The sequence below is a fragment of the Tumebacillus lipolyticus genome (assembly GCF_042682745.1).
Lineage (GTDB): Bacteria > Bacillota > Bacilli > Tumebacillales > Tumebacillaceae > Tumebacillus_A > Tumebacillus_A lipolyticus.
Window position 1 is genome coordinate 371,160 of record NZ_JBHUIO010000005.1, and the last position, 24,538, is coordinate 395,697.

At 51.2% G+C, this 24,538-nt stretch carries 28 protein-coding genes; 5 read left to right on the forward strand and 23 right to left on the reverse strand.

Going from position 1 to position 24,538, the window contains the following annotated elements:
- Nucleotides 1–6: 6 nt before the first annotated feature.
- The 6 genes from ACFSOY_RS07060 to ACFSOY_RS07085 all read right to left on the reverse strand — a co-directional run bounded on the left by ACFSOY_RS07060 (nucleotide 7) and on the right by ACFSOY_RS07085 (nucleotide 3,750).
- A complete protein-coding gene (locus ACFSOY_RS07060) occupies nucleotides 7–873 on the reverse strand; it encodes a GNAT family N-acetyltransferase (protein WP_386045146.1) in 867 nt (288 codons plus the stop codon).
- Nucleotides 874–975: 102 nt separating this feature from the next.
- The gene (locus ACFSOY_RS07065) at nucleotides 976–1,443 is read right to left on the reverse strand and encodes a low molecular weight protein-tyrosine-phosphatase (RefSeq protein WP_386045148.1); all 468 of its coding nucleotides are present in this window, start codon (nucleotides 1,441–1,443) and stop codon (nucleotides 976–978) included.
- Between the two features lie 11 nt (nucleotides 1,444–1,454).
- Entirely contained in the window at nucleotides 1,455–1,817 is a 363-nt protein-coding gene (locus ACFSOY_RS07070) for a VOC family protein (protein ID WP_386045150.1), read from the reverse strand.
- A gap of 30 nt (nucleotides 1,818–1,847) precedes the next feature.
- Complete coding sequence (locus ACFSOY_RS07075; RefSeq protein ID WP_386045152.1) at nucleotides 1,848–2,687, reverse strand: DUF72 domain-containing protein; 840 nt, start codon at nucleotides 2,685–2,687, stop codon at nucleotides 1,848–1,850.
- A 3-nt stretch (nucleotides 2,688–2,690) separates the two neighbouring features.
- Entirely contained in the window at nucleotides 2,691–3,248 is a 558-nt protein-coding gene (locus tag ACFSOY_RS07080) for a GNAT family N-acetyltransferase (RefSeq protein WP_386045154.1), read from the reverse strand.
- Nucleotides 3,249–3,366: 118 nt separating this feature from the next.
- Nucleotides 3,367–3,750 carry a hypothetical protein gene (locus tag ACFSOY_RS07085; protein WP_386045156.1) on the reverse strand — a complete coding sequence of 128 codons (384 nt, stop codon included), beginning with the start codon at nucleotides 3,748–3,750 and terminating at the stop codon, nucleotides 3,367–3,369.
- 169 nt (nucleotides 3,751–3,919) lie between these two features.
- Here ACFSOY_RS07085 and ACFSOY_RS07090 point away from each other — a divergent pair, with 169 nt between their 5' ends.
- Nucleotides 3,920–4,405, forward strand: a complete 486-nt coding sequence (locus ACFSOY_RS07090) for an SRPBCC family protein (RefSeq protein WP_386045159.1) — start codon at nucleotides 3,920–3,922, stop codon at nucleotides 4,403–4,405.
- A gap of 56 nt (nucleotides 4,406–4,461) precedes the next feature.
- On the opposite strand, the gene ACFSOY_RS07095 is transcribed toward ACFSOY_RS07090, so the two are convergent.
- The 4 genes from ACFSOY_RS07095 to ACFSOY_RS07110 form a co-directional block, all read right to left on the reverse strand.
- The gene (locus tag ACFSOY_RS07095) at nucleotides 4,462–5,004 is read right to left on the reverse strand and encodes a GNAT family N-acetyltransferase (RefSeq protein WP_386045160.1); all 543 of its coding nucleotides are present in this window, start codon (nucleotides 5,002–5,004) and stop codon (nucleotides 4,462–4,464) included.
- Nucleotides 5,005–5,113: 109 nt separating this feature from the next.
- The gene (locus ACFSOY_RS07100) at nucleotides 5,114–5,257 is read right to left on the reverse strand and encodes a hypothetical protein (protein WP_386045162.1); all 144 of its coding nucleotides are present in this window, start codon (nucleotides 5,255–5,257) and stop codon (nucleotides 5,114–5,116) included.
- 148 nt (nucleotides 5,258–5,405) lie between these two features.
- Nucleotides 5,406–6,239 carry a 1,4-dihydroxy-6-naphthoate synthase gene (locus tag ACFSOY_RS07105; protein ID WP_386045164.1) on the reverse strand — a complete coding sequence of 278 codons (834 nt, stop codon included), beginning with the start codon at nucleotides 6,237–6,239 and terminating at the stop codon, nucleotides 5,406–5,408.
- On the reverse strand, nucleotides 6,236–6,862 hold the full coding sequence (locus ACFSOY_RS07110) for a futalosine hydrolase (protein WP_386046768.1): 627 nt from the start codon (nucleotides 6,860–6,862) through the stop codon (nucleotides 6,236–6,238). The genes ACFSOY_RS07105 and ACFSOY_RS07110 overlap by 4 nt, the downstream gene beginning before the upstream one ends.
- 210 nt (nucleotides 6,863–7,072) lie before the next feature.
- Here ACFSOY_RS07110 and ACFSOY_RS07115 point away from each other — a divergent pair, with 210 nt between their 5' ends.
- Both ACFSOY_RS07115 and ACFSOY_RS07120 read left to right on the forward strand, forming a co-directional pair.
- Complete coding sequence (locus ACFSOY_RS07115; protein WP_386045166.1) at nucleotides 7,073–7,462, forward strand: BlaI/MecI/CopY family transcriptional regulator; 390 nt, start codon at nucleotides 7,073–7,075, stop codon at nucleotides 7,460–7,462.
- Nucleotides 7,459–9,183 (forward strand): M56 family metallopeptidase, encoded by a 1,725-nt coding sequence (locus ACFSOY_RS07120; protein WP_386045168.1) that lies wholly within the window; start codon nucleotides 7,459–7,461, stop codon nucleotides 9,181–9,183. The genes ACFSOY_RS07115 and ACFSOY_RS07120 overlap by 4 nt, the downstream gene beginning before the upstream one ends.
- Before the next feature lie 192 nt (nucleotides 9,184–9,375).
- Here ACFSOY_RS07120 and ACFSOY_RS07125 read toward each other — a convergent pair whose 3' ends face one another.
- From ACFSOY_RS07125 to ACFSOY_RS07135, 3 genes are all read right to left on the reverse strand, one after another.
- Nucleotides 9,376–10,245: an RNA polymerase sigma-70 factor gene (locus ACFSOY_RS07125; RefSeq protein WP_386045170.1), complete on the reverse strand. Its 870-nt coding sequence runs from the start codon at nucleotides 10,243–10,245 to the stop codon at nucleotides 9,376–9,378.
- Nucleotides 10,246–10,287: 42 nt separating this feature from the next.
- Nucleotides 10,288–11,472 carry an NAD(P)/FAD-dependent oxidoreductase gene (locus ACFSOY_RS07130; protein ID WP_386045172.1) on the reverse strand — a complete coding sequence of 395 codons (1,185 nt, stop codon included), beginning with the start codon at nucleotides 11,470–11,472 and terminating at the stop codon, nucleotides 10,288–10,290.
- Between the two features lie 143 nt (nucleotides 11,473–11,615).
- Nucleotides 11,616–12,188, reverse strand: a complete 573-nt coding sequence (locus ACFSOY_RS07135; RefSeq protein WP_386045174.1) for an NAD(P)/FAD-dependent oxidoreductase — start codon at nucleotides 12,186–12,188, stop codon at nucleotides 11,616–11,618.
- Between the two features lie 255 nt (nucleotides 12,189–12,443).
- On the opposite strand from ACFSOY_RS07135, the gene wrbA reads away from it, so the two are divergent.
- Nucleotides 12,444–13,058, forward strand: coding sequence for an NAD(P)H:quinone oxidoreductase type IV (wrbA, locus tag ACFSOY_RS07140; RefSeq protein WP_386045176.1), 615 nt, complete (start codon nucleotides 12,444–12,446; stop codon nucleotides 13,056–13,058).
- A 274-nt stretch (nucleotides 13,059–13,332) separates the two neighbouring features.
- Here wrbA and ACFSOY_RS07145 read toward each other — a convergent pair whose 3' ends face one another.
- Complete coding sequence (locus ACFSOY_RS07145) at nucleotides 13,333–14,163, reverse strand: class I SAM-dependent methyltransferase (protein ID WP_386045178.1); 831 nt, start codon at nucleotides 14,161–14,163, stop codon at nucleotides 13,333–13,335.
- A gap of 151 nt (nucleotides 14,164–14,314) precedes the next feature.
- Here ACFSOY_RS07145 and ACFSOY_RS07150 point away from each other — a divergent pair, with 151 nt between their 5' ends.
- A complete protein-coding gene (locus ACFSOY_RS07150) occupies nucleotides 14,315–14,833 on the forward strand; it encodes an AAA family ATPase (protein WP_386045180.1) in 519 nt (172 codons plus the stop codon).
- A gap of 100 nt (nucleotides 14,834–14,933) precedes the next feature.
- Here the strand turns inward: ACFSOY_RS07150 and ACFSOY_RS07155 are convergent, their stop codons facing one another.
- The 9 genes from ACFSOY_RS07155 to ACFSOY_RS07195 form a co-directional block, all read right to left on the reverse strand.
- Complete coding sequence (locus tag ACFSOY_RS07155; protein ID WP_386045181.1) at nucleotides 14,934–15,338, reverse strand: VOC family protein; 405 nt, start codon at nucleotides 15,336–15,338, stop codon at nucleotides 14,934–14,936.
- 110 nt (nucleotides 15,339–15,448) lie between these two features.
- The gene (locus ACFSOY_RS07160; RefSeq protein ID WP_386045182.1) at nucleotides 15,449–16,042 is read right to left on the reverse strand and encodes a GNAT family N-acetyltransferase; all 594 of its coding nucleotides are present in this window, start codon (nucleotides 16,040–16,042) and stop codon (nucleotides 15,449–15,451) included.
- Nucleotides 16,039–18,819 (reverse strand): AAA domain-containing protein, encoded by a 2,781-nt coding sequence (locus ACFSOY_RS07165; RefSeq protein WP_386045184.1) that lies wholly within the window; start codon nucleotides 18,817–18,819, stop codon nucleotides 16,039–16,041. The genes ACFSOY_RS07160 and ACFSOY_RS07165 overlap by 4 nt, the downstream gene beginning before the upstream one ends.
- 212 nt (nucleotides 18,820–19,031) lie before the next feature.
- Nucleotides 19,032–19,418, reverse strand: coding sequence for a VOC family protein (locus ACFSOY_RS07170; RefSeq protein WP_386045186.1), 387 nt, complete (start codon nucleotides 19,416–19,418; stop codon nucleotides 19,032–19,034).
- 358 nt (nucleotides 19,419–19,776) lie between these two features.
- Entirely contained in the window at nucleotides 19,777–20,001 is a 225-nt protein-coding gene (locus ACFSOY_RS07175; protein ID WP_386045188.1) for a helix-turn-helix transcriptional regulator, read from the reverse strand.
- Nucleotides 20,001–21,293 carry a helix-turn-helix domain-containing protein gene (locus tag ACFSOY_RS07180; protein WP_386045190.1) on the reverse strand — a complete coding sequence of 431 codons (1,293 nt, stop codon included), beginning with the start codon at nucleotides 21,291–21,293 and terminating at the stop codon, nucleotides 20,001–20,003. The genes ACFSOY_RS07175 and ACFSOY_RS07180 overlap by 1 nt, the downstream gene beginning before the upstream one ends.
- Before the next feature lie 315 nt (nucleotides 21,294–21,608).
- Nucleotides 21,609–21,839, reverse strand: a complete 231-nt coding sequence (locus ACFSOY_RS07185) for a hypothetical protein (protein ID WP_386045192.1) — start codon at nucleotides 21,837–21,839, stop codon at nucleotides 21,609–21,611.
- Nucleotides 21,839–23,167, reverse strand: a complete 1,329-nt coding sequence (locus ACFSOY_RS07190; protein ID WP_386045194.1) for a helix-turn-helix domain-containing protein — start codon at nucleotides 23,165–23,167, stop codon at nucleotides 21,839–21,841. Before ACFSOY_RS07190 ends, ACFSOY_RS07185 begins: the two co-directional genes overlap by 1 nt.
- 228 nt (nucleotides 23,168–23,395) lie before the next feature.
- Nucleotides 23,396–24,013: a hypothetical protein gene (locus ACFSOY_RS07195; protein ID WP_386045196.1), complete on the reverse strand. Its 618-nt coding sequence runs from the start codon at nucleotides 24,011–24,013 to the stop codon at nucleotides 23,396–23,398.
- Between the last annotated feature and the right edge of the window lie 525 nt (nucleotides 24,014–24,538).

The window sequence follows — 24,538 nt, forward strand, 5'->3', positions numbered from 1 at the left end:
TCCCTTTTATCCGTACGCTTGAGCGGCAATCCCATAAAGGGTGCCGTCACGGTTCGGCAGTTCTTCCGCATGCAGCAGCATCACAGGCGGCACATTCACGCAAGCGAAGCCGCACCCATTCAACAGTTCGAGCAGTTCCTTCCGCTCAGAGGGCACGTCGATTCGCAGTTTGCCAACCTGTTCGCGGGCGATGCTGTCCACCAGAGCGGCAGCCAATTCGCCATCTGGTGCAACGACCGGACCGATCACCATTTTTACAGGATTCTGGATGCCGAGGGAAAATCCTGCCACCTCTCCCAACCGATCGAGCAAGACCGCCCCTGTTTGCGCTTGCTGCGCGCGCAGGCGCAAAAACTGTTCGCGATCGCCGCCCACCGCCGCCCGATCGAGCTGCACCATCGCCGTGAGATGGCGGTCGATCTGCAGAGGCTCCACGCGATACCCTTTGAGGTTGAGCCCCGCCGGCGATCGATAGGCGCCCGCCTCGCAGATCAGCTTATCCAGCGTGCCGACCGTCCGAAAGCCCAATCGCTCATAGAGCGGTTTCCCCTGCTCGGTCGCGACCAGCATGATCGGAATCGAACGGTCTGACAGCGCCTCGATACAAGCTTGTGTCGCCTGCTGACCCAAGCCCCGCCTGCGATAGTCAGCATCGACCATCACCGCGCCGATCGAAGCGAGCTCCGTCCCGTATGGCAAGAGCACGGCGCTGGAGATCATCCGCCCCGCCTCGTTGCGATGCCCATACCCACAACCTGCGCTCAACATGACGGTCAGCTCCTCCGCCGTATAGGTCCAGCCCAGGTGATCAGACAGCGCCACCAAATCGGGGATGTCTTCCAGTCGCAGTCTGTCGAGAATTACATGTTCCACCGTTCCGCCTCCTTCATAGCGAACATATATTCGATACACAGGCTGATAATCCTTTTTTTGATCATTCTCGCAAAAGAAAAAAGACTGCCCGTCAGCAGTCTTTTACAACTCGTGTTCACGGCGAATTTTTTCCAGCAGGATCTGGCAACCGTCGGTCACCATCTCGTACACCTCGTCAAAATTGCCTGTGTAATAGGGATCGGGCACGTTTTTCTCCGATTGCGCTTCCACAAGGTCGAGCAGGCGAAACACGCGGTTGCCCGCCAGAGCGCCGTATCGCTTCAACCCTTCCATGTTCTCCGCGTCCATCGCCACGATGTAGTCGAAGGCGGCCACATCCTGTTGGGTGATCTGGCGCGAGTGGATTCCCGCATGTGCGACGCTGTGCTCATCAAGCACCGCCAGCGTCCCGCGATGCGGACGCTCCCCAGCGTGCCATCCGCCCAAGCCGGCCGAATCGATCTCGATGCGATCCTGCAGACCAGCATCCTCCACCTGTTTGCGAAACACCGCCTCTGCCATCGGCGAGCGACAGATGTTGCCCAAGCACAAAAACAGTACAGATACCATGCTCTCCCTCGTCATCCTTTGATCAGAAACTGATTGCCGTCGAGATCCTCAAAGATCGCAAACGTCCCCCACGGCATTTCGTTCGGCTCTTGTATGAACTTTACGCCGCGTCCGGACATCTCCTCAAACGTCTTCTTCGCATCGTCGCTGAGAAAGACGATCGAAGCTTTCTGTTGTTCCCAGTTTTCCATCATCGATTTCGGGTAGATGACCAGCGCAGATTCTGCACCTTTTGGCGCGACTTCGATCCAGCTGCCGTTCGGCCCCATCGGATGGTTGGCCTTCACTTCAAACCCTACCTGCTCTGTCCAGAACTTCAACGTCTGCTCCTGGTCGTCCACATAGACTGCCACCGTTCCAATCTTGTTGATCATGCTGTTTCCTCCTCCAATTCTATCGGTTGCTCAATCGAACAGATGAAGCTGACCTGGCGCTTCGCCCCGATACTCGATGCCGAGCAATCGCATCAGCTCCTTGCCGTTCGGTCCTGCATCTCGTCCCGAGTTGTTGTTGAAGATCACGCATACCTCTTGCGTGGACTTCTCAAGCGCCCTCAGGTTCTCCTTCCACTCTGCGAGCTCCTCGCCGTTGTACCGATACAGATAGCGCACCTCTCGCCACTCGTCGCGCTCCCTGCCTTGGCTCGTCCAGCCGCTCACATTTCGGCCGTGCATGCGCACGAGGGTCAGGTCGGGATGAGTGGGATGGAGCACCGTCGGCACCGAACCTACGCCCGCTTGCGGCTCATCGCAAATCGAGTGAATCCACCCTTCTCGCTCCATAAACTGCAGCGTCCGCTCCCGCATCCCAGCGACAAACCAGCTCTGGTGCCGAAATTCGAGCGCCACGGGGAGATCCCCCATCTTTTCTTTCGTATAGCGCAGCGCATCCACATTCTGGCGGGTGCAATCAAACCACGGCGGGTATTGAAAGAGCACCATCTTCAGCTTGCCCGCCTGCAGCAGCGGCACGATCGAAGCGAGAAAGGCGTCGAACATCGCAGTCGCATTTTCAAAAGGATTGTTCCCGCGCAGGTGACCTGTCATCCCCTGATACGCCTTGATCACAAACCCAAAGTCGGGCGGTGTCTCATCCACCCACTTCTGATAGTTGCGCGTCGGCTGTACCGCATAAAAGGAGCTCTCCGATTCGACGATCGGAAAATGTGACGAATACCTGCCGAGCGTATCCCCGCCGACCGTCTTCGCATGCTCTTTCCAACTGGATAACCCCACTTTGATCATCGCTCAATACTCCACGCCTCTCACTTTGGCGAACACCAGCGTATCGCGAAGCTCGCCTGTCACATCGAAACTATCTCGGCGCAGCGTGCCCTCCAGCGTAAAACCTGACCGCTCCGCCACTCTGATGCTGCGCGCGTTCTCAGGGTTGGTGCGAATCTCGATGCGGTTGGCCGCAAGCTTGCGAACCGCAAAATCGGTGATCCCCGCCACCGCTTCGGTGATCAGCCCTCTGCCTGCAAACGAGGAGCGCACCCAATAGCCGATCTCAAACTTCCGCACTTGCCAATCGATGCGATGCAGTCCACTGCAACCGACCAGTTGCCCCGTCTCCTTGTCGAACAGGTGCAACTTCAGATCCTCCCGATCATAAAACTGCTGCCGTGCTTTGCGGATGTTCGCCTGCGTTTCGGCGAGGATCGGCTTTTGCTGCGCCCATGTCATCCAGCGCTTCAAGTCATCAAAACTTTCGCAGATCGCTTCGTACAGCATCTGCGCATCCTGATCTTTCGGCGCGCGGATCAACAAGCGCTTCGTTTCAAACTTTTCCGGTACGTACTCCATCGTCGCTCACCTGCTTCCTCCGCTACAAGCGATTCAAATTCATATCAAGTTACGACATCCACCCTGTCGAATCCTACCTTTCGCGACCGAAAAAGTGGTGGGTACGAGCAACTTAAAATCAATCGACCGGGTGATACACGATGATGCCCCGCAGTCTTGCTGGCATCTCCGAAGGCGATTCCGGCAGTGTAAGCGCCCCAAACGGCGTGATCAGCAACTTGTTCCAATCTAGCTCATGGAAGAAAAAGACGATCCTCGAAGGGGAGCTGTCCTCACTTGGCTTGGTAAAAAAATCTCCGATCACCTCGTGCCCAGTGCGATCTAGCACTTGTTCATCATAGGCGGTCTGCCAGTTCATCCGCGGCTGTGTCTCATCCTTTTGCGTGAACTGCTCCATTTGAATATCGGAAAATCGGGCATCGGCGATCACTTCCACCAATACCACGTCCACAGTCGTTTCCACCTCATATACCCCAACGAGTTCGATTTGCGGATTGCTCATCATCATTCCCCCATCTCACCTGCTTATCAATTCTCTTTCGATTACGATAACACAGGTTGGAAAGTTTCTCCTGCCCCATCTGCTTGCCGACCTTCCGTCCGCGCGGTAAGCAGGTATTATCAGATGCTGTGAAGAAGAAATATTTTGAAAATGGTAAAGGAGGGGTATTGTGGAATCGATTAAACATCATGTCGAAGTCGCATGCTCTAAAGAAATCGCCTGGTTGGCCTGGACCGATCAGGAACGGATCGTCAAATGGTTCGCTCCTGCTGCCAACATCGAAGCGCAAGTTGGCGGTGCGTACGAACTGTTTTTTGATCCTGAACATCAGGATCGCATGGGCACCAAAGGGTGTACCGTCACCCAATTCGAGTCGATGGAGCGGCTCACCTTCACATGGAAAGGGCCAGATCAGTTTGCTGAGATCATGAATCATGACGGTCTGCTGACGACTGTGAGCGTCACCTTTTCAGCAGCTGCTGACCATACCGAAGTGGCGGTGGAGCATGCGGGCTTTGGCGAAGGCGAGGCGTGGGAACAGGCGCACGCTTGGCATCAGATGGCTTGGCAACAGGTGCTGAGCAGCCTCAAGTCGGCGATCGAATCGGGCGAAGGCGAACTGTGCTGCACACCTGAACAGGGAGCGAACGCATAAGAAAAGAGGGGGCACTGCCCCTCTTTCATTTTTGGCCCAAGCGACTGACGCTTCGCTCAATCTTCCTCATTGACGATCGCCAAGACCTGATGATCTTCCCATCGCCCGTTGATCTTCACATTCTTTTTCGCAATCCCCTCTTTGTGAAAACCGGCGTTTTCCAAAACGCGCATCGAGCCGAGATTGTGCAACATCACGCCCGCCTCGATCCGGTGCAATTTCAATTCTTGAAACGCATACTCGACCACCAGCCGCACCGCCTCCGTCATGTAGCCCCGTCCGTTGCACTTCTCATCCAGATAATAGCCGATAAAACAGCTTTGCAGCGGCCCGCGCAGCACTTCGGTCAACGAGATGCTCCCGACCAGCTGTTCGCTCTCCCGCTCAAAAATGCCAAACGAGTACACCTGATCTTGCGCCCGCATTTCCTTTCCTCTTTTGATCCGTTCGATCTGATGATCGAGCGTGTAGAACTCCTCCTCGCGATGGGAAAGATACTTTTGAAAAAACTCCCGATTGTTCACATTTACTTCGAGCAATGCGGCCGCATCTTCCATTTCGTACGGCCTGATCAAGATCTTGCGTCCCATTCGTTTCATGCTGATCCCTCCCAGTTTGTTCAAGAAAATAAAAAACACACCACAGCAAATACCTGTAGTGTGTACGCATCCAACATTCTCCCACAGGCGGCGACCTGTGGCCTACGATTCAATCACCGATCGAATCAAAGGATGGCAAGTCGCATCGATATCCGTTTTTGGACAGACTTCTCCCCTGATCGATCACATCGAAGAAAACGGCAGTCGAGTACCCAACACCTTTGGCCAAAGACTTTAACGATCTTTTTTTCATCCGAGTACCCTCCCTTTCCCGATTTTCTGTCATTTTAGTTCTTTTTGAAAAGTTAGTCAACCGCTTGTTCTGCAGTGAACCGCTGCTGTCAAAAAAAGAAAGACTCCCTTTTCAAAAAAAGGAGCCTTTCCTCCGCCGTTCCAAAATGTCAGCGCAGTTTGGTCAGGTCGAACTGCGGCACGAGCCCTTCGGCAGCAGCCCGTCCGAGCAGCGCGGTGATCGCCCCGTACCCGTCATCGCCCAGATCGGCGGTGAATCGGTTCACGTAAAGGTCGATGTGCGCTTTGGCAACTTCGGGGGACAGCTCTTGCGCGTGCTGCAGCACATACTCGTTTGACGCCTCAGGATGTGCCCATGCGTACTCGACAGACGCGCGAGTCCAGTCGGCGATCGCCGAGAGGTCGAGCGACCGCTTGGCGACGATCGCCCCGAGCGGAATCGGCAGTCCGGTATCAGCCTCCCACCAGCTCCCCATGTCGGCGAGCATCGTCAGTCCGTAGGCACCGTAGGTGAAGCGCGCCTCGTGGATGACAAGCCCTGCGTCCACCTTGCCGTCGCGCACAGCAGGCATGATCTCATGAAACGGAAGGATCACGATCTCGCCGACGCCGCCCGGCACGTTTTGCGCCGCCCACAGGCGGAACAGCAAGTAAGCGGTAGAGCGCTCGCTCGGGACGGCCACCCGCTTGCCAGACAGCACAGCCGGGTCGCTGACTCCCGCCTGGTTGGTCAGCACCAGCGGGCCGCAGCCGCGCCCAAGCGCGCCTCCGCAGGGCAGCAGCGCGTATTCATCCAAGACCCACGGCAGCGCCGCATAGGAGATCTTCAGCACATCCAACTCGTTCGATTCGGCTGCCAAGCTGTTGGTGATGTCGATATCCGCATATCTGACATCAAGCTTGGGAGCGCCCGGGATCAGGCCGTGCACCCAAGCGTGAAAAACAAACGTGTCGTTCGGACACGGGGAAAAAGCGATCTTCATCCTAACACCTCCGCGAAAATGGCACTCGCCGCCTCAAGCGCTGCGAGCGCCTCTTTGATGCGCCATGCGCTCCGGTCGCGAGGACCGACCGGATTGGAGATGGTGCGAATCTCCAGAGCGGGTATGCCGCGATCTTGTGCTGCCAGCGCGACACCGTACCCTTCCATCGCCTCCGCCGCCGCTCCAGGCACGCGGTCGGCGAGCAGCGCAGCCGTTTCGGCGCTGCCGGTCACGGTGGAGAGGGTGAGCACAGGGCCCGCTTGTGCGGACAATCCTGCCGCTCGCAACGCTGCGGTCAGAGCGGTCACCACGCCTTGATCCACCGAAATTCGAGCGGAGCCGAAGCCCAGCTCGTCCAAACTGAGAAACCCCTCTTGGCTCTCCGCGCCGAGATCGGCGGCGACGATCTCATCTGCCACCACCAGCGAGCCTACCTCTGCCCGCTCGGGAAAACCTCCGGCGATCCCCGCATTGATCACCAAGCGATACTCTGCCCGCATCAGCGCTTTCGCCGTGCTCACCGCAGCCGCCACCTGACCGACGCCCGCGACGCGGACGTCAAATCGGTCATCGTCGCCCAGCCCGCGCAGCACCGCCTCCCGCTCCGCCGCGACAGACGTCATGATCAAAATGCGCGGGACGATTTGCGCCGCTCTCTCCTGTTCCGCCACCACGATCGATCCCCTTACAGTTCGTATGTATTCCTCTTCTCTACTATCTTACCATATCAACAGCTTTGCCCAACAAGCGATCGCCCCTCTTGACAGCATTTGATTACAGATGTAATACTCATGATACTACACTTGTAATCAACCGATGTTGAGGTGATTAGAATGAAGCAGCTCCCCGCCATTTCAGAAGCGGAATGGGAAGTGATGAAAGCGCTCTGGGCGAACGAGCCGCTGACTGCAGCCGAAGTGATCGAGCAGGTCGCCGAGCGGATGAACTGGAATCCGAAGACGGTGCGCACCTTGCTCAATCGGCTGGTCGTCAAAGAGGTGGTCGGCATCGAACAGGGGTCTCGCCCCTACGCCTACCATTCCTTAGTCTCGGAGGAAACCTGCCAACGAGAACAGACGCACACCTTCCTCAAACGCATTTACAACGGTGCGTTCAAACCGCTGATGGTCAATTTTCTCCAGAGCGAGAGCCTGTCAGAAAAAGAGATCGACGAGTTGAAACAGCTGTTAGATGAGCAAAAGCGGAGCGGTGGTTCGCGATGAATCATTGGATCGATTGGGTCATTCGGAGCGCTGGCGATCTGTTTCATCTGGTGATCAACATCTCGATTCTCACCACCGTCCTCGTCCTGATCATCCTGTTTGTCCAGAGAATCTTGCGCCAAAAGCTCACACCCGAGTGGCGCTATGCGCTATGGCTGTTGCTGTTGGTCAAGCTGCTCGTGCCGTGGGGGCCAGAAAGTGACTGGAGCGTCTACAACCTGCTTACGACAGGCAATTCCGGTTGGGTCGATCAGACACCGCTCTGGCAGAGCAGCGCAACAGTTCCTGACCTCCACCTTGAACAAAGCGGAAGCGCAGAAATGCCCGACAGCACTGCTGCTGTCACCCTAGCGACTGTGGCCGATCAGCATGCTTGGTCGCTGTACGATCTGCTGATCGGTGGCTGGCTCTTGGTCACCTGCTGCCTGCTGTTGCGAACCGTCTGGGGCAATCTCACCTTCTCCCGCCGGCTGGTCAAACATTCGATGCACCCAGAGGATCATGAGACTGCGCTGTTGCAAGCGGCCGCCGCCACCCTGTCGATCAAACGGTTGCCCGCCCTGCGCATCTCGCCTTGCGTATCCAGCCCGGCGCTCTACGGTCTGTTCCGCCCGACGATCGTCCTGCCGATCGATCATACGGCGGCAGATTTATCCGATGCGCAGCTGACGCACGTGTTTCTGCACGAGCTAGCCCATCTGAGGCGAAAGGACCTCCTCGTCAATTGGCTGTTCGACCTGCTCCTCGCCTTTCATTGGTTCAACCCGCTGCTGTGGTACGCATCCTTTAAGATGCGCGAAGATCAGGAGGTCGCTTGTGACGCGATCGTCTTGCGGCACCTCGATCCGAAAAACTTGCTGAACTATGGGCAGACGATCCTGTCCTTGCTGGAGCGGCAGGTTGCCGCTCCCCCCGCCACTTCCGGTGTTGTCCATCTTGCGGCAACCAAAAAACTACTGGAAAGAAGGATTCGCATGATCAAATCGTTTAAACAAAGATCGATCGGCTGGACGGCGATCGGGTTGACCGCTTTGGTGCTCGTCAGCGGCTGTTCCTTGACCAGCGGAAAATCGGATGCCGAAACACCACCGCCAACAACACCTCAATCAGCTTCGAACGATAAGCAGGATCAAAGCGCACCTGACAAACCGCAAAACGAGGCAAGACCGCCGGAGAGCAACCCGAACGGAGAGATCGTTGTCTCCCCGATCACCGATCAGGATCGGTCTGCAGAGAAAGCGCCAGTCGCTGACCACACGGTGCTTCTCAAACAGATCAGCCAGCTGGCGGAGCAAGGAAAAGTCCCTGGCATCCAGTTTATCTCAGGAAAAAGCTTGATCGAAGATGTGCACCGCGCTTGGGGCGCTCCCGACAAAGGGGTCACCGCCAACGATGTATACGAAGTCTACTGGCGCGGTGTCGGCGATGGCATCTATGCGTTTGGCGTCGGGCGTGGAAACGTGATCTACGATGTTCGTTCCTTCGGCTCGACGATCAATCCGAAGATCGATTACAGCCAAGTGACGTTCACCGAGATCAAAAAAACGTTGGGCAATCCGAACGAAACTCGCAAATACCAAAACGGAAATGTGAACGACGACATTCTCGTCTATTACCGGGGAAATTATCAGCTGCTCTTCGTCGGCCCGCACGACAAACAGACGCTCGATCACATCTCCGTCTTTTCACCCAAAGCTGCAAAGCCGATGGGCGCCGCTTGAGGTCGCTGCCAGCGACAGCCAAGCACCGGCGATTTGCACCTGCTCTGCAACAAGAAGAGGCTGTCCGCAAGGTTTCACACCTTGCCGGACAGCCTCTCTGTGATTTTTGCGAACGGTGCCAGAAGATGAACGCATCCTGCCGAATCTTCTGCGCAAACGACTCTATCCCTCGCTCAAATTTGCGATCATAGCTTACGATAGAGCTTCCACATGATTGAGCTTCTCTGGATTGCGAATGAAGTAAAGGCGCTGAACGACCTCTTGCTCGAAGTGCAAGAACACCACCATCTCGACTTGCTCGCCTCGGCGAAACACGAACGCAGTCTGCCCGTTCAGCGACTGAAACTCCACCTGAAAGCTCCCTTCCTCCTTCGCTGCTTTGCGAACCAGCCCGAGCAAAAACTGAGCAACGCGGTCGCGCGAGACGATCGGATGAATGGCGGCCGACACTTTGCCCCCGCCGTCAGATACGAGCACCGCATCTTCGGCGAGCAAAGATAAGAGAACGTCCACATTGCCCTGTTCGAGTGCAGCAAAGAACCGACCGATCCACTCTCCGCCCATCTCTTTGGCGTAGATCGAATCATCAGCAGCAATCCCCATCTTGCCACGTGCTCGGCTGATCAGCTTGCGACAGTTCGCTTCGCTTTTTCCGACCAATTCGGCAATGTCAGCATATTCAAAGCAGAGCGCTTCTCGCAGTACGAACACAGCTCGCTCTGCCGGAGTCAGCCGCTCCAAAAGGACGAGCATCGCATACGAGAGCAGATCTTTGTGCACGACCGATTCGAACTGGTCATCATCTGGAGTGGGGATCGGCTCAGGCAGCCACGGCCCGGTGTAGCGCTCACGCTTTTTGCTCGCCGACTTCAGAAAATCTAAACAGCGGTTCGTCGTCATCTTGCACAGATAAGCTTTCGGCTCTGACAATCGATCGAAGCTTACATCATGCGCTTTCACGAACACGTCCTGCACGATATCCTCCGCATCGGTGGCCGAACTGGTCAACTGGTAGGCCAGCCTGAACAGCAGCCCCTTATACTTTTCGTACAGATCTTCCATCACCGATCCACTTCCTTTTTCGCCCCAGCATCTTCAACAACCTTATTTTAACAAACTTGCGACATCCCAGGTGAACTGCCTGAGCTTCCAACCGAGTTTGCCTGTCATGATGATATCCAGCCCCCATTGTCTGGTCCAGACCATTCCGCGCTCCGGGCCAAGCCCGACGCAATAAAAATCCATAAAGCTTTTATGGGCAGGGGCTGGCTTCCCTTCCAGATCGGCCAAGATGATTTTGCCCAGTCTGACCGCCTGACCTCCCGCCTCCTTGCAGGTCATTCGATCCGCTTGACCGCTGGTCGCATCGACGATGCGGGCGCAGTCCCCGATGCTGTATACGCCCGGTGCACCTGCAACCCGATACGAAGCATCGACCACGATCTGCCCCTCATCCGAGACGGGCAAACCGATCTGGCGCAAAATCGGATTGGGCAGCAGCCCGAGCGTCCAGACGCACAGTCCGACCGACAGCGTGCTACCGCTGGAGAGCGTAAGCTCTCCCCCTCGTTCTCGCAGCACCTTCTGGCCATGCAGGACGGTGACGCCGCCCTCTTGCAGCGCTCGCTCCAGCTTGCGTCCCATCTTGGCCGGCCCTTCAGCAAACAACCGCTGCTGCGCGTTTAGCAAGTAGACGTTCACCTCATTCGGATCGATGCCGAGCCCCTTCGCCTCTTTCCTCATCGCAGCGGCGAGCTCTGCAGATGTCTCGATGCCGCTGATGCCCGCTCCGGCGACAGACAGCGCAAGCAAGCGCTGTCGCTCTTCTGCCCGCTTTTCCTGCACAGCTTGGCGCAAGTTGGCGCGCCATGCCTCGCGGATCGACTGCGCCGCCTCCACGCCGGTCAAAGAAATTCCACCTTGCTCTGGATCTGCTCGCCGCACGACGCTGCCGAGCGCCAAGACGAGAACGTCATAGCGGATCACCTGCTCAGCGCCTGCTTCATCCAGATAGAGCAAACTGCGATCATTTCCGCGCACTTCCTGCACCGCGCCTTGGACAAATTGAACGCCTTCAGGAAACAAGTGGGTCAAGGGCACCGCGAGATTCGCCTCTTCCGCTGCCGGTTTGAACAGCAACACTTTGCGAAGATGATGCGACTGTTGATCGATCAAGATCAGCCGAACCTTTTTTCCGACCGCTCGATCACCTAACGTTTTGCGGATCGATTTGACAGCGTTGATCCCCGCATATCCCCCTCCGACGACGATACATGTTAGCTCTTTCATCCTCACTCATCTCCTCGTTGTGGTTTGCCCATAAAACGAGGAGCGGCTCGATTTTGTGACAACGCGCAAGTCCGCGTGAACAATTTTTGCAGAAAAAACAAAGGTGAGCTCCGAGGGAAGCTCACCTTTGTGCGAGGCCGGTCTTATTTCGGCGCTTGAAGAACATCATGATCCACATAGCGCTCGCCATTCAGTTCGCTGATCACGTTGATCGCAACTTTCGCACCGTCGCCCGCTGTGATCGTCGCATGCACGCTGACGCCTGCACACGTTCCGGCCGCCCAGACACGGTCGATCTTGGTCTTTCCATCTTGATCCACTTGCAGGACCGTTTTAATTCGCGGTTCTGTGCCAGGCTTTGTTTCCACGCCGATCTGCTCGGCAAGTTCGACGATCACGCCAGTCGCTAAAATCACATGCTTCGCTTCGAAAGAACCCTTCGCTTCCGTCTCAATCGTCAAGCTGTCCGTTCCTTTGACGATGTTCACCGCTTTATCCTCGACCAGTTCAGCGCCAAATTTTGCTGCCTGTTTTCTGCCGATCTCCAGCAAGTCTGGACCGCTGATCTCTAAGACTCCGTAAAAATTTTCGAACCAAGCCCGCTTGGTCATCCCTTTGTCATTGTCGATCAACAGCGTTTTCTTCCCCGCTTTGGCAGCAAAGAGCGCCGCGCTCAACCCTGCTGGTCCTGCTCCAACAATCGCGATATCATACATGTGCAACGAGCCTCCCACAGATTTAGTATGTATACCCATCCACGCACACAGCTCGATCATCATTCCGTATGATCTCCTCTAGTGTACGCCAAATCGCTCGATTTATACGGCTCTTCCCAAACGCCCGCCGCCGCTCCTGTGCTCATTCGCTCTGTGCAAGGCGCTTCAGCGGAGCGATGCGTATATTCGTCAGATCGAACGGCTATATTTACAGTGGTACGCCATTTGACCAATACGATTCATGGAGGGGCTTAGATGTCGAACGTAAAGCTGGCTGTGATCTACTACAGTTCAACAGGAACCAACTATAAACTCGCCCAAACTGCGGTCGAAGCTGGGAAAGAGGCCGGCGCAGAGGTGCAGCTGTTTAAAGTGCAAGAGTTGGCACCCGAGTCGGTGATCGCCACCAACCCAGCGTGGAAAGCGCATTATGATCAGACAAAAGATGTGCCGGTCGCAACGGCTGAGGCGATCGAATGGGCAGATGCGATCATCTTCTCCACACCTACGAGATTCGGCAACGTCGCTTCACAGATGAAGCAGTTCTTAGATACGACCGGAGGAATCTGGTTCCACGGAAAAACGGTGAACAAAGTGGTCAGCGCGATGACCAGCGCACAAAATCCACACGGCGGTCAAGAACAGACGGTGCTCGCCCTCTACACGTCGATGTACCATTGGGGAGCGATCGTCGCCACGCCTGGCTACACCGACCAGTCGATCTTCGCAGCTGGTGGAAATCCATACGGCACAAGCGTCACCGTCGATCAGGATGGGAACATCCAAGAGGACTACACAGCTGCGGTTAAGCATCAGACGAAACGAACGGTGACCGTTGCCCAGTGGGTGAAAAACGGGCAGCAGGGATAGCCGTCATCCGACCGCATTTTTAAAAATCCGCCGAAAAGGTAACTTGCTACCGTTCGGCGGATTTTTCTGTTCGAGCGTGTATCGCTATGAATGATTGCCACATGGTCAAAAGCGATCGTGTTTCCCACCCACCCGTTCCTCTCAAAAAGGAAAAGGCTCTCGGTAACTTCCCCTCATGAAAAAACCTTTCTTCAGAACAAAAGTAGACGACTAGCTTTGCTACAGAATAGCGCACGATTTGACGAAGTGAGCATTGCATTCTACTGCTTAGATGTCAGCCTGCACGATATACCGTCCAAACGCTGTGAGCAATTTTTTGCCTAGACCTCCGCACGCACGATGTACTGCTCAAACGCTGTGGGCAATCCGTCTTCCGTAGCATGCCTTTCAAAGATCTGGAGGATCTCCGGCAAGCATCGCTCTTTAACCGCCTCGAAAACAGATCGCTTTTGGCCGAAACAACGCATGTTGATGATGTCGATCGGCTCCTGCAAATATTGGATGCTGGACACCGGATCTCCGCGTGAACGAGACCTCCTTGAGCAAGCCTTTGTTTCAGAATATCCAGCACTGGAGTCCCTGCTGGACGCGGTTCGAACAGTGTGAGGAACCAATGGGACAGCTCTTCACCCAAGCGATCACCAGGATGAAGACCTAGCAAACGCCCGCCGCTTTTGATCACGCGCTTCACATCGAGATATGCGGACGTTGGCCCTCTGCGATTGTAGGCACAATCGAACGCTGCCGTCGCAAACGGAAGGCTGTTTTTGGTGTTCGCGACCACGAACGAAACATTTTGCCGGGCGTCTGTACGTCCCACCTGCACAAAGTCGTCCGTCCCATCCAACCCGACGATCTTTTTGACAACTCCGCTCCATCGCTTCGTGAACTCACCATGCCCACATCCGATATCCAACACCGTTTTGTTCGTCACCATCGCCATCACTTCTTGCTCAAACATCGTCTCCCCGTTCGGCTCGGTCGTCATCCTGTTCCACGGGTACGAATACTGTCTGGCCGCTTCTCCCAAGTGGGCGTACCACTCGATCGAATGTGGGGACAACCAGTCGCTGTGCGTTCTGGGGTCGTACAATCGATCGCTCATCTGACACCTCCGCATCGTTTGCTTGAAGATCGAATCTCACAAAGAAGCCTTAGTATAAAATTTCCCACTCGGCCGGTCAATGGAAGGGATTTCGGAAAGGGGTCACGAAACCAAAAGTTCACACTTGGTAGTAAGGGAAGTGGATGTGCAGATGGAGCGATCGGCACCGAACAAGATTCAGATCATCGGATCGGTTGGAAGTGGAAAATCAACTTTGGCGCGGCGGTTATCAACCTTATTGGGCATCCCCTATCATGAGCTGGACAATGTGGTCTGGAAGCGAAGCGATCAGGGAGATATCCGCAACAGCGACGAAGAACGAGATGCGATCTTGCAGGAGATCCTCGCTTCCGATCGCTGGATTATCGAAGGCGTGCATTACAAATGGGTGCTCGATGGCTTTGAACAAGCTGAGCTGATCATCTATCTGGATACAGGGATTCGGAAGCGGAACTATCGCATCTTAAAGCGGTTTCTCGTACAGAAACTGGGGTTGGAAAAGGGAAATTATAAGCAGACGTTCAGCATGCTCAGGCGGATGTACAGATGGAATTATGACCATCAGCATCGAGAAAAGGCGGAGATTTTTAAAATCCTAGAGAATTATCGGGACAAACTGCTCATCTTGAACGACAACACCGATGTGGAGAAGCACATCTTCCGAACATGAAAAAGAGGGGATCGCTCCCCTCTTTGCTAGATCTATCTGCCTGAATTGTCGGGTCGTACCGTCACGATTCAGGGAAGTCTGTACTTCTGTTCACTTTGCCTCAGGAATTTTCACCGTCTCGGTTAACCTGAAAGAGCTGGATCAGGTTGCCGCAGGTGTCATCAAATATTGCGATCATCGTCGGGCCAGCAGCTGTCGGCTCCGTGCGGAATTGGACGCCCAACCCCTTCATTCTTTCAAACTCTTGCTGAATATCATCGACCATAAAGGCTGTGGCAGGGATGCCCTGCTCAACAAGGCCCTGTTGGTACGTTTTTGCCACTGGGTTGCTGTTCGGTTCAAGCACCAATTCCACCTCGTCTGGCGCTTCCGGAGATACGACGGTCAGCCACTTCACTTCGCCCATCGGAACCTCGTGCTTCTTCACAAACCCCAAGACTTCTGTGTAAAACTTCAATGCCTTGTCCTGGTCGTCCACAAAAACGCTGGTCAGTTTTATCTTCATCTTGATCCTCCCGTTCTACGATCCTCTACTCCATCTATCCACCCTCATCGTTCGCATGACCCACCGCCCTGATGCACGATGTTGGTCAGCAAACACAGAAGCGATTGCTGCTACAGATCGCGATCAACTCCAGCTTCCATCAAAGGCAGCATTCTCCCTGCAAAAACGGTGGACTTGATCTCTCCGATCCGCTTCGCTCCCATCGACAGATAAAACGGTTCCGCATAGGGATCGCTATGAATTTGAACTGTACGAACCCCAAGCTCTTTCGCCACTTCCATCATTTTGCACCACAACGCTCTCCCATATCCTTGACCGATCGCCGCTGGCAAAACGAACAGGTAGTTGAGCAAGCATCTATCCTCTTCTCGTTCCAGACCGAAAAAACCTTTTATCTCGCCCTCATCCTCTGCAACAAATACATGCACTTCGGAAAGATAGGCGGGCGTGATCGTCAAATCCTGACGACAAGCCTCCATAAACTCCTCGCTATAACCCCAGTGTGCTTTCGAACGAAAGGAAAGGTCGCTAAGCTGGCTCGCTTCCTCAAGGCGCGCTTTTCGGATGTTCAATTGTAGTTCTCCTTTCTTACGATGAAACTCTTGCGATGCGTAGAGCGATTGGTGCAAATCGGTGATAAAATCGAACCCGCTGGCACCCCTTCGTTTCAACAGCGAAAGCAGCTTCCCTTTGCTTCCCCTCAAGTTCCCCGGTTTAGAATGATGTCTAGCTTTCCTCTGATTTTCTCATCTTCCCTACTTCCTGTCGTAGGAAGTCGAAGAATCGGGAGTCCATACACATCCAGGATGTGATCTTTCATTCGGTCGCGCTCCAACTGATGAGGATCGTTCTCGTGATAGGAAAATCCATCCACTTCGATCGCTAAGACTGGGAATTTATCGAGCCGATGGAAAATGACGAAATCGACAGACGCTCCATTGTTTACGTATTGCCGCTCACGTTCGTCGAGCTTTTTCAGCTCTTTATCCCTCAACAGATTTCGAATGTACACCTGCTCGCTACATTCAAGCTGCTCATACGCTTCGTCCTGTAAAATCTCACTGAGCAATGTCCAAACTATGTTCTCCGACTTATTCTTCGAGCGGTGTATGATCTTCTCCTTAAAAGATCTCAATTTATCCGAATACTCCTTATATAAGAGATCGAATACAGATACGATCTCACTCTCCACAACGTTGTCATCCAGCGTGCTGTACTCCATGTACCGAATCAGATCGCCGATCTCACTGCTATAGTCGCGGAAAAGCGATTTATCGGTCACGAGAATAAACCGCTGCTGAGCTCTGGAGACCGCCACGTTGATCATGCGCGGATCGTTCACAAACTTCAGCCCCGTAACGCCCGGTCGCGTGCGGTCAAGCACTGTGGACAGAATCATCGTTGGCTTTTCGCGACCTTGATACTTGTGGATTGTATCGCTTTCAATCTCCTCTACCAATTGATCAGATGCTTTTTCAACCTGTATTCGATAAGGTGTTGCAAACCCGATATCGGAGTGGCTTTTGATGGCTGCCTCTAAGTCAACCAGAACCTCATGTTGAATGACATCCAATTCTCTTTGGTTGAACCTCCCTTTCCTGCCATGTGTCACTTCTCGCATATGATTGCCATCCACCGTATGATAGATCAGCAGTGGCTGATCTTCCGCGCTCTCCGTTGTGAAAGCGACAAGTTCACCTCTGTAATATTTTTGATTGCAAAACTCGATGATACGCGGAGGACAGCGATAATGCTCTTTCAGCATCACTTTTGGAACGGTATCTCCGTACAGGGCAAGCATGGAGGATAAAAGGTTATGTTTAAAATAATCGTATGGCTCGTCCACATCAACACCAACATCACCCAATCGCTTTGCAATCTTCTGATCAACAATATGTGGCAACTGTTTCATATCCCCAACAATGATCGCGTTTTTACAACAGGAGAGCGCTAGTGCACCGGTCAACAGGTCGACTTGAGAGGATTCATCGAGAATGACGTAATCGAACATAAAATGTTCCGGTACGCAGTTGCGAAGGGAATGCGTTGTGCTGAGCATGATCGGAAAATGTGTCACGAATTTGGTAAAGTTCCTTTTGTAAGTGCTTGCAGTTGCCTTAACGGAGGCTCTCTGATCATACTTTTTGAATAGTTTATGTCGAAATAGTTGCTCTGAGATTTGCTGATAGTTCTGTTGCAACGACCTGAAGGAGCCTTGATCTAGCTCATGTTGCAATGAATCTATCTGTTCACCCAACTGCTCAACCTTCAAGTCGTAATACTCTCGCTGAAAGTTCAGAATCACTTCGATTTCGTTCTTGCGCAACCGAGTGAAATCAGTAAACCCATAGAGGAAAAGAGCTCTAGCTTTGTAGATCAGCTGACCGAGTCTCCCGCGTTCTGCCTTCAGCTGATGTTCCGCTATGAATGAGATGATTTTCTCAGGTGTCTGGCGATAGAATGACAGCCTTCGTATCTGATCTATTTCCTGTTGCTCGTAGTAGGCCGCAAAATGCTCTCGCTCCAACCGATAAGCTGATAACTTCTGCTGAAGCTTTGCCTTCATCTTCTCGACTTCCATCAGGCGATGAAGGTCACCGTTCATCTTGTTGATTTGAGCCATCAACTCTCCCTCCGCTATGTCGCTCTGCCATGCGGATACATCTTGTTGAGGAGGATTCTCGAAGAACTGCTTTTTATTTTTATCATTTCCAAGCGCAGCAACAAAAAAGTGATACCCTTGCGCTTCCAACTTATCTTTCACATTTTGCACGGCTGCATTGTTTCCAGAAACGACAGCCACCGTTTTATTTTGCATGATCGCAAGATTGGCCAGTATGTTTAAGATCGTTTGCGTCTTGCCAGTGCCAGGCGGACCCTCAATGATTGATATCTGGCTGCTTAATGCTCGATCGAGCGCTTCCTTCTGGCTCAGATTGAACCGAAAGGGAAAGATCGTATCCGATTCGACCGATCGATTCACTCGAATTGGATCCCCTTTGAGATAACAGCTTAAAACACTTCTCGGGCTTACAAACGTAAGCCCGTCAAACTGCTTCTTTAGGAAGGACTTCTCTTTGTTTCGCTCTTCATCCTTGCTGCTCGTATATCTCGATATCACTTTCCAATAGTCAAGAGTGCTTATGGCCTTTCCTTTGGATATGCCGGTACACTCCACTCGAATTGATATGCTGTCGTAAACATCGCTTTTTCCATCTTTTGAAACCACCCTCATCTTTGAGCCAAAGTTTTGGATGTGCGCGATATTATGAAGCGGTATATCATTCGCATAGACTGCCATCTCTTCAGTCAGCTCAGTCACCGATGGATTTTTAAAAATTTCAAAATTAGTCAGTCGATACCGATATGTCTTCGAGTTTGAAAAGGTGATCCATACATGCTCTCCTTCAACCTTGTAAGTTTGAACCATTTCCGTTTTGTCCTCACCCTTGAGCAGGATCATAATTCTGTTCACGTCCATTGAAATTTCCCTTTCACAACAGCAGCCAAATCTAGTTTTTCATTGTTATCAATTACGATTACTACACATTTGAGTGGAACTCCTTTCTTTATCATTGATTGAAAGGAGTCCAAGCGTTCGTCCGCTTAATGATGCTCGATTCTGAACCACTCAATTTGATCGCTCATCGTTCAAGCAATTTTGACAGCAAACGAGCATGCCTTAGCTGCCGATCAACAAGGCATCGAGCAGATCGTGAGATAGTAGCCGTCCAGATCGCGCAAGGTGAATTCGTGGTGTCCGGCGAACGGATTGAAATGCGGCTCTTCTTCAATTTTTGCCTGAAGCGCTTGCGCCCGTTCCCACGCCTTGTCAAACTGATCGACGCGAAAGAAGAGCAAGAGACCATTGCCCGCTTTTCCCCGATCGGGACTTAACAAGGACGGATGCTCATGATCGCCCCAACGATGCAAGCAGAGCAGGATCGTTCCATCCGCATCGATGAGTTGGTCGAACACCTCCGCATTTTCGTGCGTGTTTTCGCATTGCAAGAGCATTCGATACCACTTCGAACTAGCTTCTACATTTTCCACTGCGAGGATCGGTTCTGTACGGATCATGATAGGTAGCACATCCTTTCAACGAATCGTGGGTCAGGATTCTTTTTCTTGCGCGTACATCGATTCGGTGCTGAACACAAGCTGGTTCAAGCCCAGCCCCCTTGCTCAGTGATCAAATGTCTACTCATCTGAAAAGGGCGGATGAGGAGTTTGATCGACGACGCGGTAGGTGCACGACTAAGCTTTTCGCTATAATTTTCCAAATCCCTTCCTGCCTTCCTCTGACCTCGAAAGAGGTCTTTTTTGTGCTCAAATTTGTGCAAATACTGGCGGTAAAAGCAAAAGCCCCCAATTTTCATGATGGGGGCTCGTCGATCTGACTCGATTTGATCTTGTTTTTGACAAGTGTGCTGCTCCATTACGCTTTACTATTGCATCCGTGACTGTTCTGCGGGAAGAACAATATCTCTAATGAATAACCCAGATGAGTCGAGAGTTTGAAAGCAACTTCAAGCGAGGGATCGTTCTTGCCGTTTTCAATGTTTGTGAGATAAGCCCGAGTGATTCCAACTTCGTCGGCCAATTGTTGCTGTGTCAGCTTCTTTTCCTTTCTCGCCTTCTTTAGAGAGTCGCGGCGTTTCACTACAACATAATTCCACGCTGTTCTAGCGTTTGTCTCATGAAGGACTGCAACTTCTCCATCCGATCAAAAGCTGCATTGTGTTCTCCTTTGGCCATTAGATGCTGACAGTAATACCGAGTCACTTCTTCCAACTCTGACAATTTGCCGTGCTGTTTAAAAATCATGATGGCATTGCGGAGATGCTTTTCTCCTTTTTCGGCATCGCTTTGATTCAAATGAACCTTGGCTAGAACTTGATGAACATTTCCCATCGATGGATGTAGATCGGGAAGCGTCAACCGTGCTTTCTCAGCGTATGCCCAGGCTTCCTCAAATTCTCCATATTCCTCACAGATCAGAGCGATATCTGTGTAAACGGCACCAGCCTTTTCTTTTTTCGCAGCCGCCTCAAAGGTTTCGGCAAGTTGCAACAAATCTGAAACCGACTTCTTCCAGTCACCCTGTTTACTTTTCAGCAAGATGAGACGGTGCTTGCAGTCTTGTCGGTGCCCGATACTGTTTAATTCGTCCAAGATTACAGAAGCTCTCGTTGCGTACTCCTCTGCTTTCACAAAGCTCTTCGCTTTGTGAAACGTTTCAGCCATTCGGAGAAATGCCGTACCACATTCTTCGATACTTTCCTGATTGAGTGCCAATGCTTCTTCATAAAAGGTTGTCGCCTCTGCTACCTTACCGATCGCTTCATAGATGCTTGCCAGATGAGTGAGGACTTTTGCTCGAAGAGTTGGGCTCACCTCCGGTGCTTTACCTAACTCCTCTAATGCACGCTTTGTGTGAAACAATGCTAGAGTTGGTTCATTCTTTTTGTGATAGGCAATTCCTAAACGATGGAGTGTGGTAGCTTGCAATTCATGATCTTGCCGTAGGTTTGCCCACTCATGCACTTCGTTTAGATGCAAGATCGCTTCCGCTATGTCCCCTAATTCCAAATGACAGGAAGCTAATTCGAGATGAATCTCGCTGTTTCGAATCTGATGGTGAGAGCAGTTAAGAAGGTCTTGAAGAAGGGGGATTGCAGCTTTGTACTCTTTCGCGCGAACCAGCCCGATCGCTATCTTGTACTGGCTGATGTATTCCAGATCAAGGTTGATGTCAGACAGCAGTCTCTCAATCGGAATCTCCAAACGTTGAGCAACTCCCGTTAGAACTTTGAAGGAAGGCTTCGCTCGATTACTTTCGATCTGACTGATCATGGAGGGGGTGCAAAGTCCCATAGCAAGATCGACCTGTGTGACGCCCTTTTTCATGCGAATTTCACGAATACGTTGTCCGAGGGAAAGAGGATTATCCATTTCAATCATCACCTTTCGTAATTGAGATTTTGTAAGATAAATAGATTCCCAAGGTACAGCATCCAGTTCTATTACATAATTTATTTTATTGGAACAAAGAATGCTAAGAAACAAAAAAGAATATTAGAGATGAGGCACATTTATTAGCGCTTCTCAGAGAATAACAATCGTCGTGTAGAGTATTAATGTGATTCGGTAGGAATAAGAGATGAGGAGTAGCCCTGCTCTTTAGGGGTGAACAATTGCTGAAAATAAAAAAGCCCTCGGTTTCCCGAAGGTTTTTGTTTAGATTTATACTTTTCATGTAGGAATAATTTAGCACGAGAGTCGCTCTGCATCATTTCCTTGTTCTGCAACGATTGATGTAGGATGGCTCACTTTTTCAGATACAACAATCTTGACGGTCATTGGGCCAGGGCCAGCAATATAGGAAACATTTTTAGTGCTCATCGGGCCAGGGCCTGGTTCATAAGCAAAATGATGCTCGGAATTGATACTTCCGTGTATCCCCAATACAAGCAGGGCTACAAGAATCCACTCTTTCATTAGAAATACGCCTCCACTTTTGAAATAGAGTCTTTTGACCGAACTAAGAAATCAATAATTTTTTGTGACACTGCGTCAGCCTCTTTATATTCTCTTTGCCTGCGATATGCTTCAGCAGAAAGTTTCAAAGACTCTGCCGCTTCAGTTACAAGACCTATTGTATCAAAAATTTCTGACGACAGGTTAGAGAACTCTATGCATTTGACAAAATTATTAATTTCAAGATAATGCATTGATTTTACCCGTAATACATATGCAAGCCGTGGATTGCCAAATGCCTCTTCTTTAGTAAACAAATCAGTTGACTTCTGAAGAAAAAACTCTGCTCCCTTAATATCACGTTGCTTGAGCCTAATGTATGCGATTCGTGCATAGGTAAACGACACAAGTAGCAGATTACCGTCCTTTTCAAACTCCTTTATACATTCCAGCAACTCTTCAATCGCTTGCTCAGGTTGATGTCTTGACATGACTGTGAAAGCATATGACTCTCTCACCATATAGGCCATATTAACAAAATTCAATTGTTTGTATAGAACTAACGATTCTTGGAGATATTTATCAGCACGTACTAAATCTCCACCGAAACGGTAGGCAATTCCAAGTTCAAACAAAACTTGAGCTAGCCTTTTCGAATCAGAAATGACCTTAAAAAACGATTCTGCCTTTCTCAGATACTCAATTGAATCTATCTGCCGATTTAGTTGTCGGCACACCATTCCTAGATTATATGAGATTCGAGCGGCAGTTAGGTCAAGCATGGGAAATCTAAGTGTAAGCTGATACGCCCTCATATAATAAGCATGGGCATTAGCGATGTTCGACAAGAAGTAGCTTGCTGTTCCTAACCTATCATACAATATTGCCATGAAATGGTCGTCTGCATCACGTTCCAATTCAAGACGTTGTTGTAGATCGGTGAGAAGTTTGATCGCTTCCGCTGACTTCCCCGTCCGGGTCAAGCACTCTGCCTTTAACAAAACAAGCTCACGCCGCTGAAATTCAAGCAGGTCTTCACGATCTTCACATTCCTCGATCAATGGTAAAGCATTAGCGTAATCTGCCGTCTCGACATAAACTTTGATGATATCGAGTTGGACTTTCGCTTCCAAGTTATTGACTTGATCGACCATGATCTCATGAAATGAAATACCCAGTTTCACAGCGATCTTCTTCATGAACTCTGCCGAAGGGAGATGCTGACCGTTTTCAAGAAGACTAATAGTTTGACGTGAGCAGATACCCTCTGCTAGTTCGTCCTGAGACAGACCACGGTTTAATCTATATGTTTTTACCCTTTGTCCTATGTCCATATACGAGTGATTCAAGTTGACCACCACCATTTATCTATTATCACACAATAACAATATCATATTTGTTACTATTTTCATATGAGAAATAAATATTTTGTTATTAATAGAAACACTTCTATCATCTTCTTCCTCCTCCGCATACAAAAAGCACCAAAAGATCAGCATATCATTCATTCTGATTATTATTCCCCAAATGCCCCTCTAGTTCGAAAAAAAGAGGACTCCCTTACGGAAGTCCAATCCCTATTTATCCTTATACTTTTTGATCACTTCACCTTTTAGCCTGTAGAATTTGTCAAACTCTTGATCGTGACCAAGATATTCATAGTCTGAGGAGGCAAACGCTTTCTTAGCACCTTCCAGACTTTCCTCGTACTTTTCAGGTTTTTTGGTAATACGAAGATCATACTTACCCTGATGCATTCCGACCATCGAGTAGGTATCCATATCCTTGTTTTTGCGGAGGAAAAGGATATACTCTCCCTTCTCATCCATCAATTTGTATCCTTCAACGTTGTGATACTTCCCGCTTTTGATCGCACCCTGTTCGAAAACGGTTGTCTTTCCTTCTTTCAAATCTCCTACATATGCTTTCTTTACATCAATCGTGGATTTAGAAAGCGTGTCAACGAGCACATCACCTTGTTTTACCTCGTAGTTTTCACGTTCCCCTGTAAATTTCACCAAGACGATGGCATCTGAATCTTTCTCAAGTTCTGAAAGGTTTTCATAGACTTTGTAGTTCGCTTGAGAAGTTACAACTTCAACAGTAGCTACTTCTCTGTTGATGAAGTAATAACCGACACCTAGACCGCCGAGACACAACACTATTACCAAAACGCCAATTGCAGATTTTTTCATATACAAGACCCCTCTCTTTTTAGTAATAGTAGTTCAAATTGCGGTAGTCAACCGCCGTAGGCGTGGTAAGGCTTCGTTTGTCTTGAACCATCACCGACTGAGAATCTTGATGCCGCATGCTCAACGTACTGGATTTTGTATCACAATCTGCTGCCTTCCTTGTCATATCCCAAGCGATCATATCAAGTCTCCCTCCCATGCTCGCTGAGTTTGAACATTCAGAGCGGTAACGAGGGAGAGAGTTTACCAACTTGAAACATGATGATCGACTTCAATTCAAGAAAAGAAAAGAACCTGCCGCCATCTGACGACAGGTTGCCTGTACCGTTCGTGATCCTTCTACTCTGCTGCTATCAACAACTGCCACCTGAAGATCGGGTACTCCCCTCTTCCGTGACCCGGTTGCCATCAACGTTGATCGACCACCAGTTGAGAACATAGTTGCTCCGCCCTTAAAAAAACGCGCAACAAAAGAGCCCATCCATATCGGATAGGCTCCTCCTGCAAATGCCTCACGATCACCGA

What these genes read in the sequence shown, in the direction of transcription:
- ACFSOY_RS07170 (WP_386045186.1), bottom strand. Translation starts at nt 19,418, where the DNA reads ATGATCCGTACAGAACCGATCCTCGCAGTGGAAAATGTAGAAGCTAGT.
- ACFSOY_RS07185 (WP_386045192.1), bottom strand. Translation starts at nt 21,839, where the DNA reads ATGAAAGAGTGGATTCTTGTAGCCCTGCTTGTATTGGGGATACACGGA.
- ACFSOY_RS07120 (WP_386045168.1), top strand. Translation starts at nt 7,459, where the DNA reads ATGAATCATTGGATCGATTGGGTCATTCGGAGCGCTGGCGATCTGTTT.
- ACFSOY_RS07125 (WP_386045170.1), bottom strand. Translation starts at nt 10,245, where the DNA reads ATGGAAGATCTGTACGAAAAGTATAAGGGGCTGCTGTTCAGGCTGGCC.
- ACFSOY_RS07150 (WP_386045180.1), top strand. Translation starts at nt 14,315, where the DNA reads ATGGAGCGATCGGCACCGAACAAGATTCAGATCATCGGATCGGTTGGA.
- ACFSOY_RS07100 (WP_386045162.1), bottom strand. Translation starts at nt 5,257, where the DNA reads ATGAAAAAAAGATCGTTAAAGTCTTTGGCCAAAGGTGTTGGGTACTCG.
- ACFSOY_RS07070 (WP_386045150.1), bottom strand. Translation starts at nt 1,817, where the DNA reads ATGATCAACAAGATTGGAACGGTGGCAGTCTATGTGGACGACCAGGAG.
- ACFSOY_RS07145 (WP_386045178.1), bottom strand. Translation starts at nt 14,163, where the DNA reads ATGAGCGATCGATTGTACGACCCCAGAACGCACAGCGACTGGTTGTCC.
- ACFSOY_RS07095 (WP_386045160.1), bottom strand. Translation starts at nt 5,004, where the DNA reads ATGAAACGAATGGGACGCAAGATCTTGATCAGGCCGTACGAAATGGAA.
- ACFSOY_RS07065 (WP_386045148.1), bottom strand. Translation starts at nt 1,443, where the DNA reads ATGGTATCTGTACTGTTTTTGTGCTTGGGCAACATCTGTCGCTCGCCG.
- ACFSOY_RS07195 (WP_386045196.1), bottom strand. Translation starts at nt 24,013, where the DNA reads ATGAAAAAATCTGCAATTGGCGTTTTGGTAATAGTGTTGTGTCTCGGC.
- ACFSOY_RS07130 (WP_386045172.1), bottom strand. Translation starts at nt 11,472, where the DNA reads ATGAAAGAGCTAACATGTATCGTCGTCGGAGGGGGATATGCGGGGATC.
- ACFSOY_RS07135 (WP_386045174.1), bottom strand. Translation starts at nt 12,188, where the DNA reads ATGTATGATATCGCGATTGTTGGAGCAGGACCAGCAGGGTTGAGCGCG.
- ACFSOY_RS07180 (WP_386045190.1), bottom strand. Translation starts at nt 21,293, where the DNA reads ATGGATAATCCTCTTTCCCTCGGACAACGTATTCGTGAAATTCGCATG.
- ACFSOY_RS07165 (WP_386045184.1), bottom strand. Translation starts at nt 18,819, where the DNA reads ATGGACGTGAACAGAATTATGATCCTGCTCAAGGGTGAGGACAAAACG.
- ACFSOY_RS07075 (WP_386045152.1), bottom strand. Translation starts at nt 2,687, where the DNA reads ATGATCAAAGTGGGGTTATCCAGTTGGAAAGAGCATGCGAAGACGGTC.
- ACFSOY_RS07105 (WP_386045164.1), bottom strand. Translation starts at nt 6,239, where the DNA reads ATGAAGATCGCTTTTTCCCCGTGTCCGAACGACACGTTTGTTTTTCAC.
- ACFSOY_RS07085 (WP_386045156.1), bottom strand. Translation starts at nt 3,750, where the DNA reads ATGAGCAATCCGCAAATCGAACTCGTTGGGGTATATGAGGTGGAAACG.
- ACFSOY_RS07155 (WP_386045181.1), bottom strand. Translation starts at nt 15,338, where the DNA reads ATGAAGATAAAACTGACCAGCGTTTTTGTGGACGACCAGGACAAGGCA.
- ACFSOY_RS07080 (WP_386045154.1), bottom strand. Translation starts at nt 3,248, where the DNA reads ATGGAGTACGTACCGGAAAAGTTTGAAACGAAGCGCTTGTTGATCCGC.
- ACFSOY_RS07115 (WP_386045166.1), top strand. Translation starts at nt 7,073, where the DNA reads ATGAAGCAGCTCCCCGCCATTTCAGAAGCGGAATGGGAAGTGATGAAA.
- ACFSOY_RS07110 (WP_386046768.1), bottom strand. Translation starts at nt 6,862, where the DNA reads ATGACGTCTGTCGCGGCGGAGCGGGAGGCGGTGCTGCGCGGGCTGGGC.
- wrbA (WP_386045176.1), top strand. Translation starts at nt 12,444, where the DNA reads ATGTCGAACGTAAAGCTGGCTGTGATCTACTACAGTTCAACAGGAACC.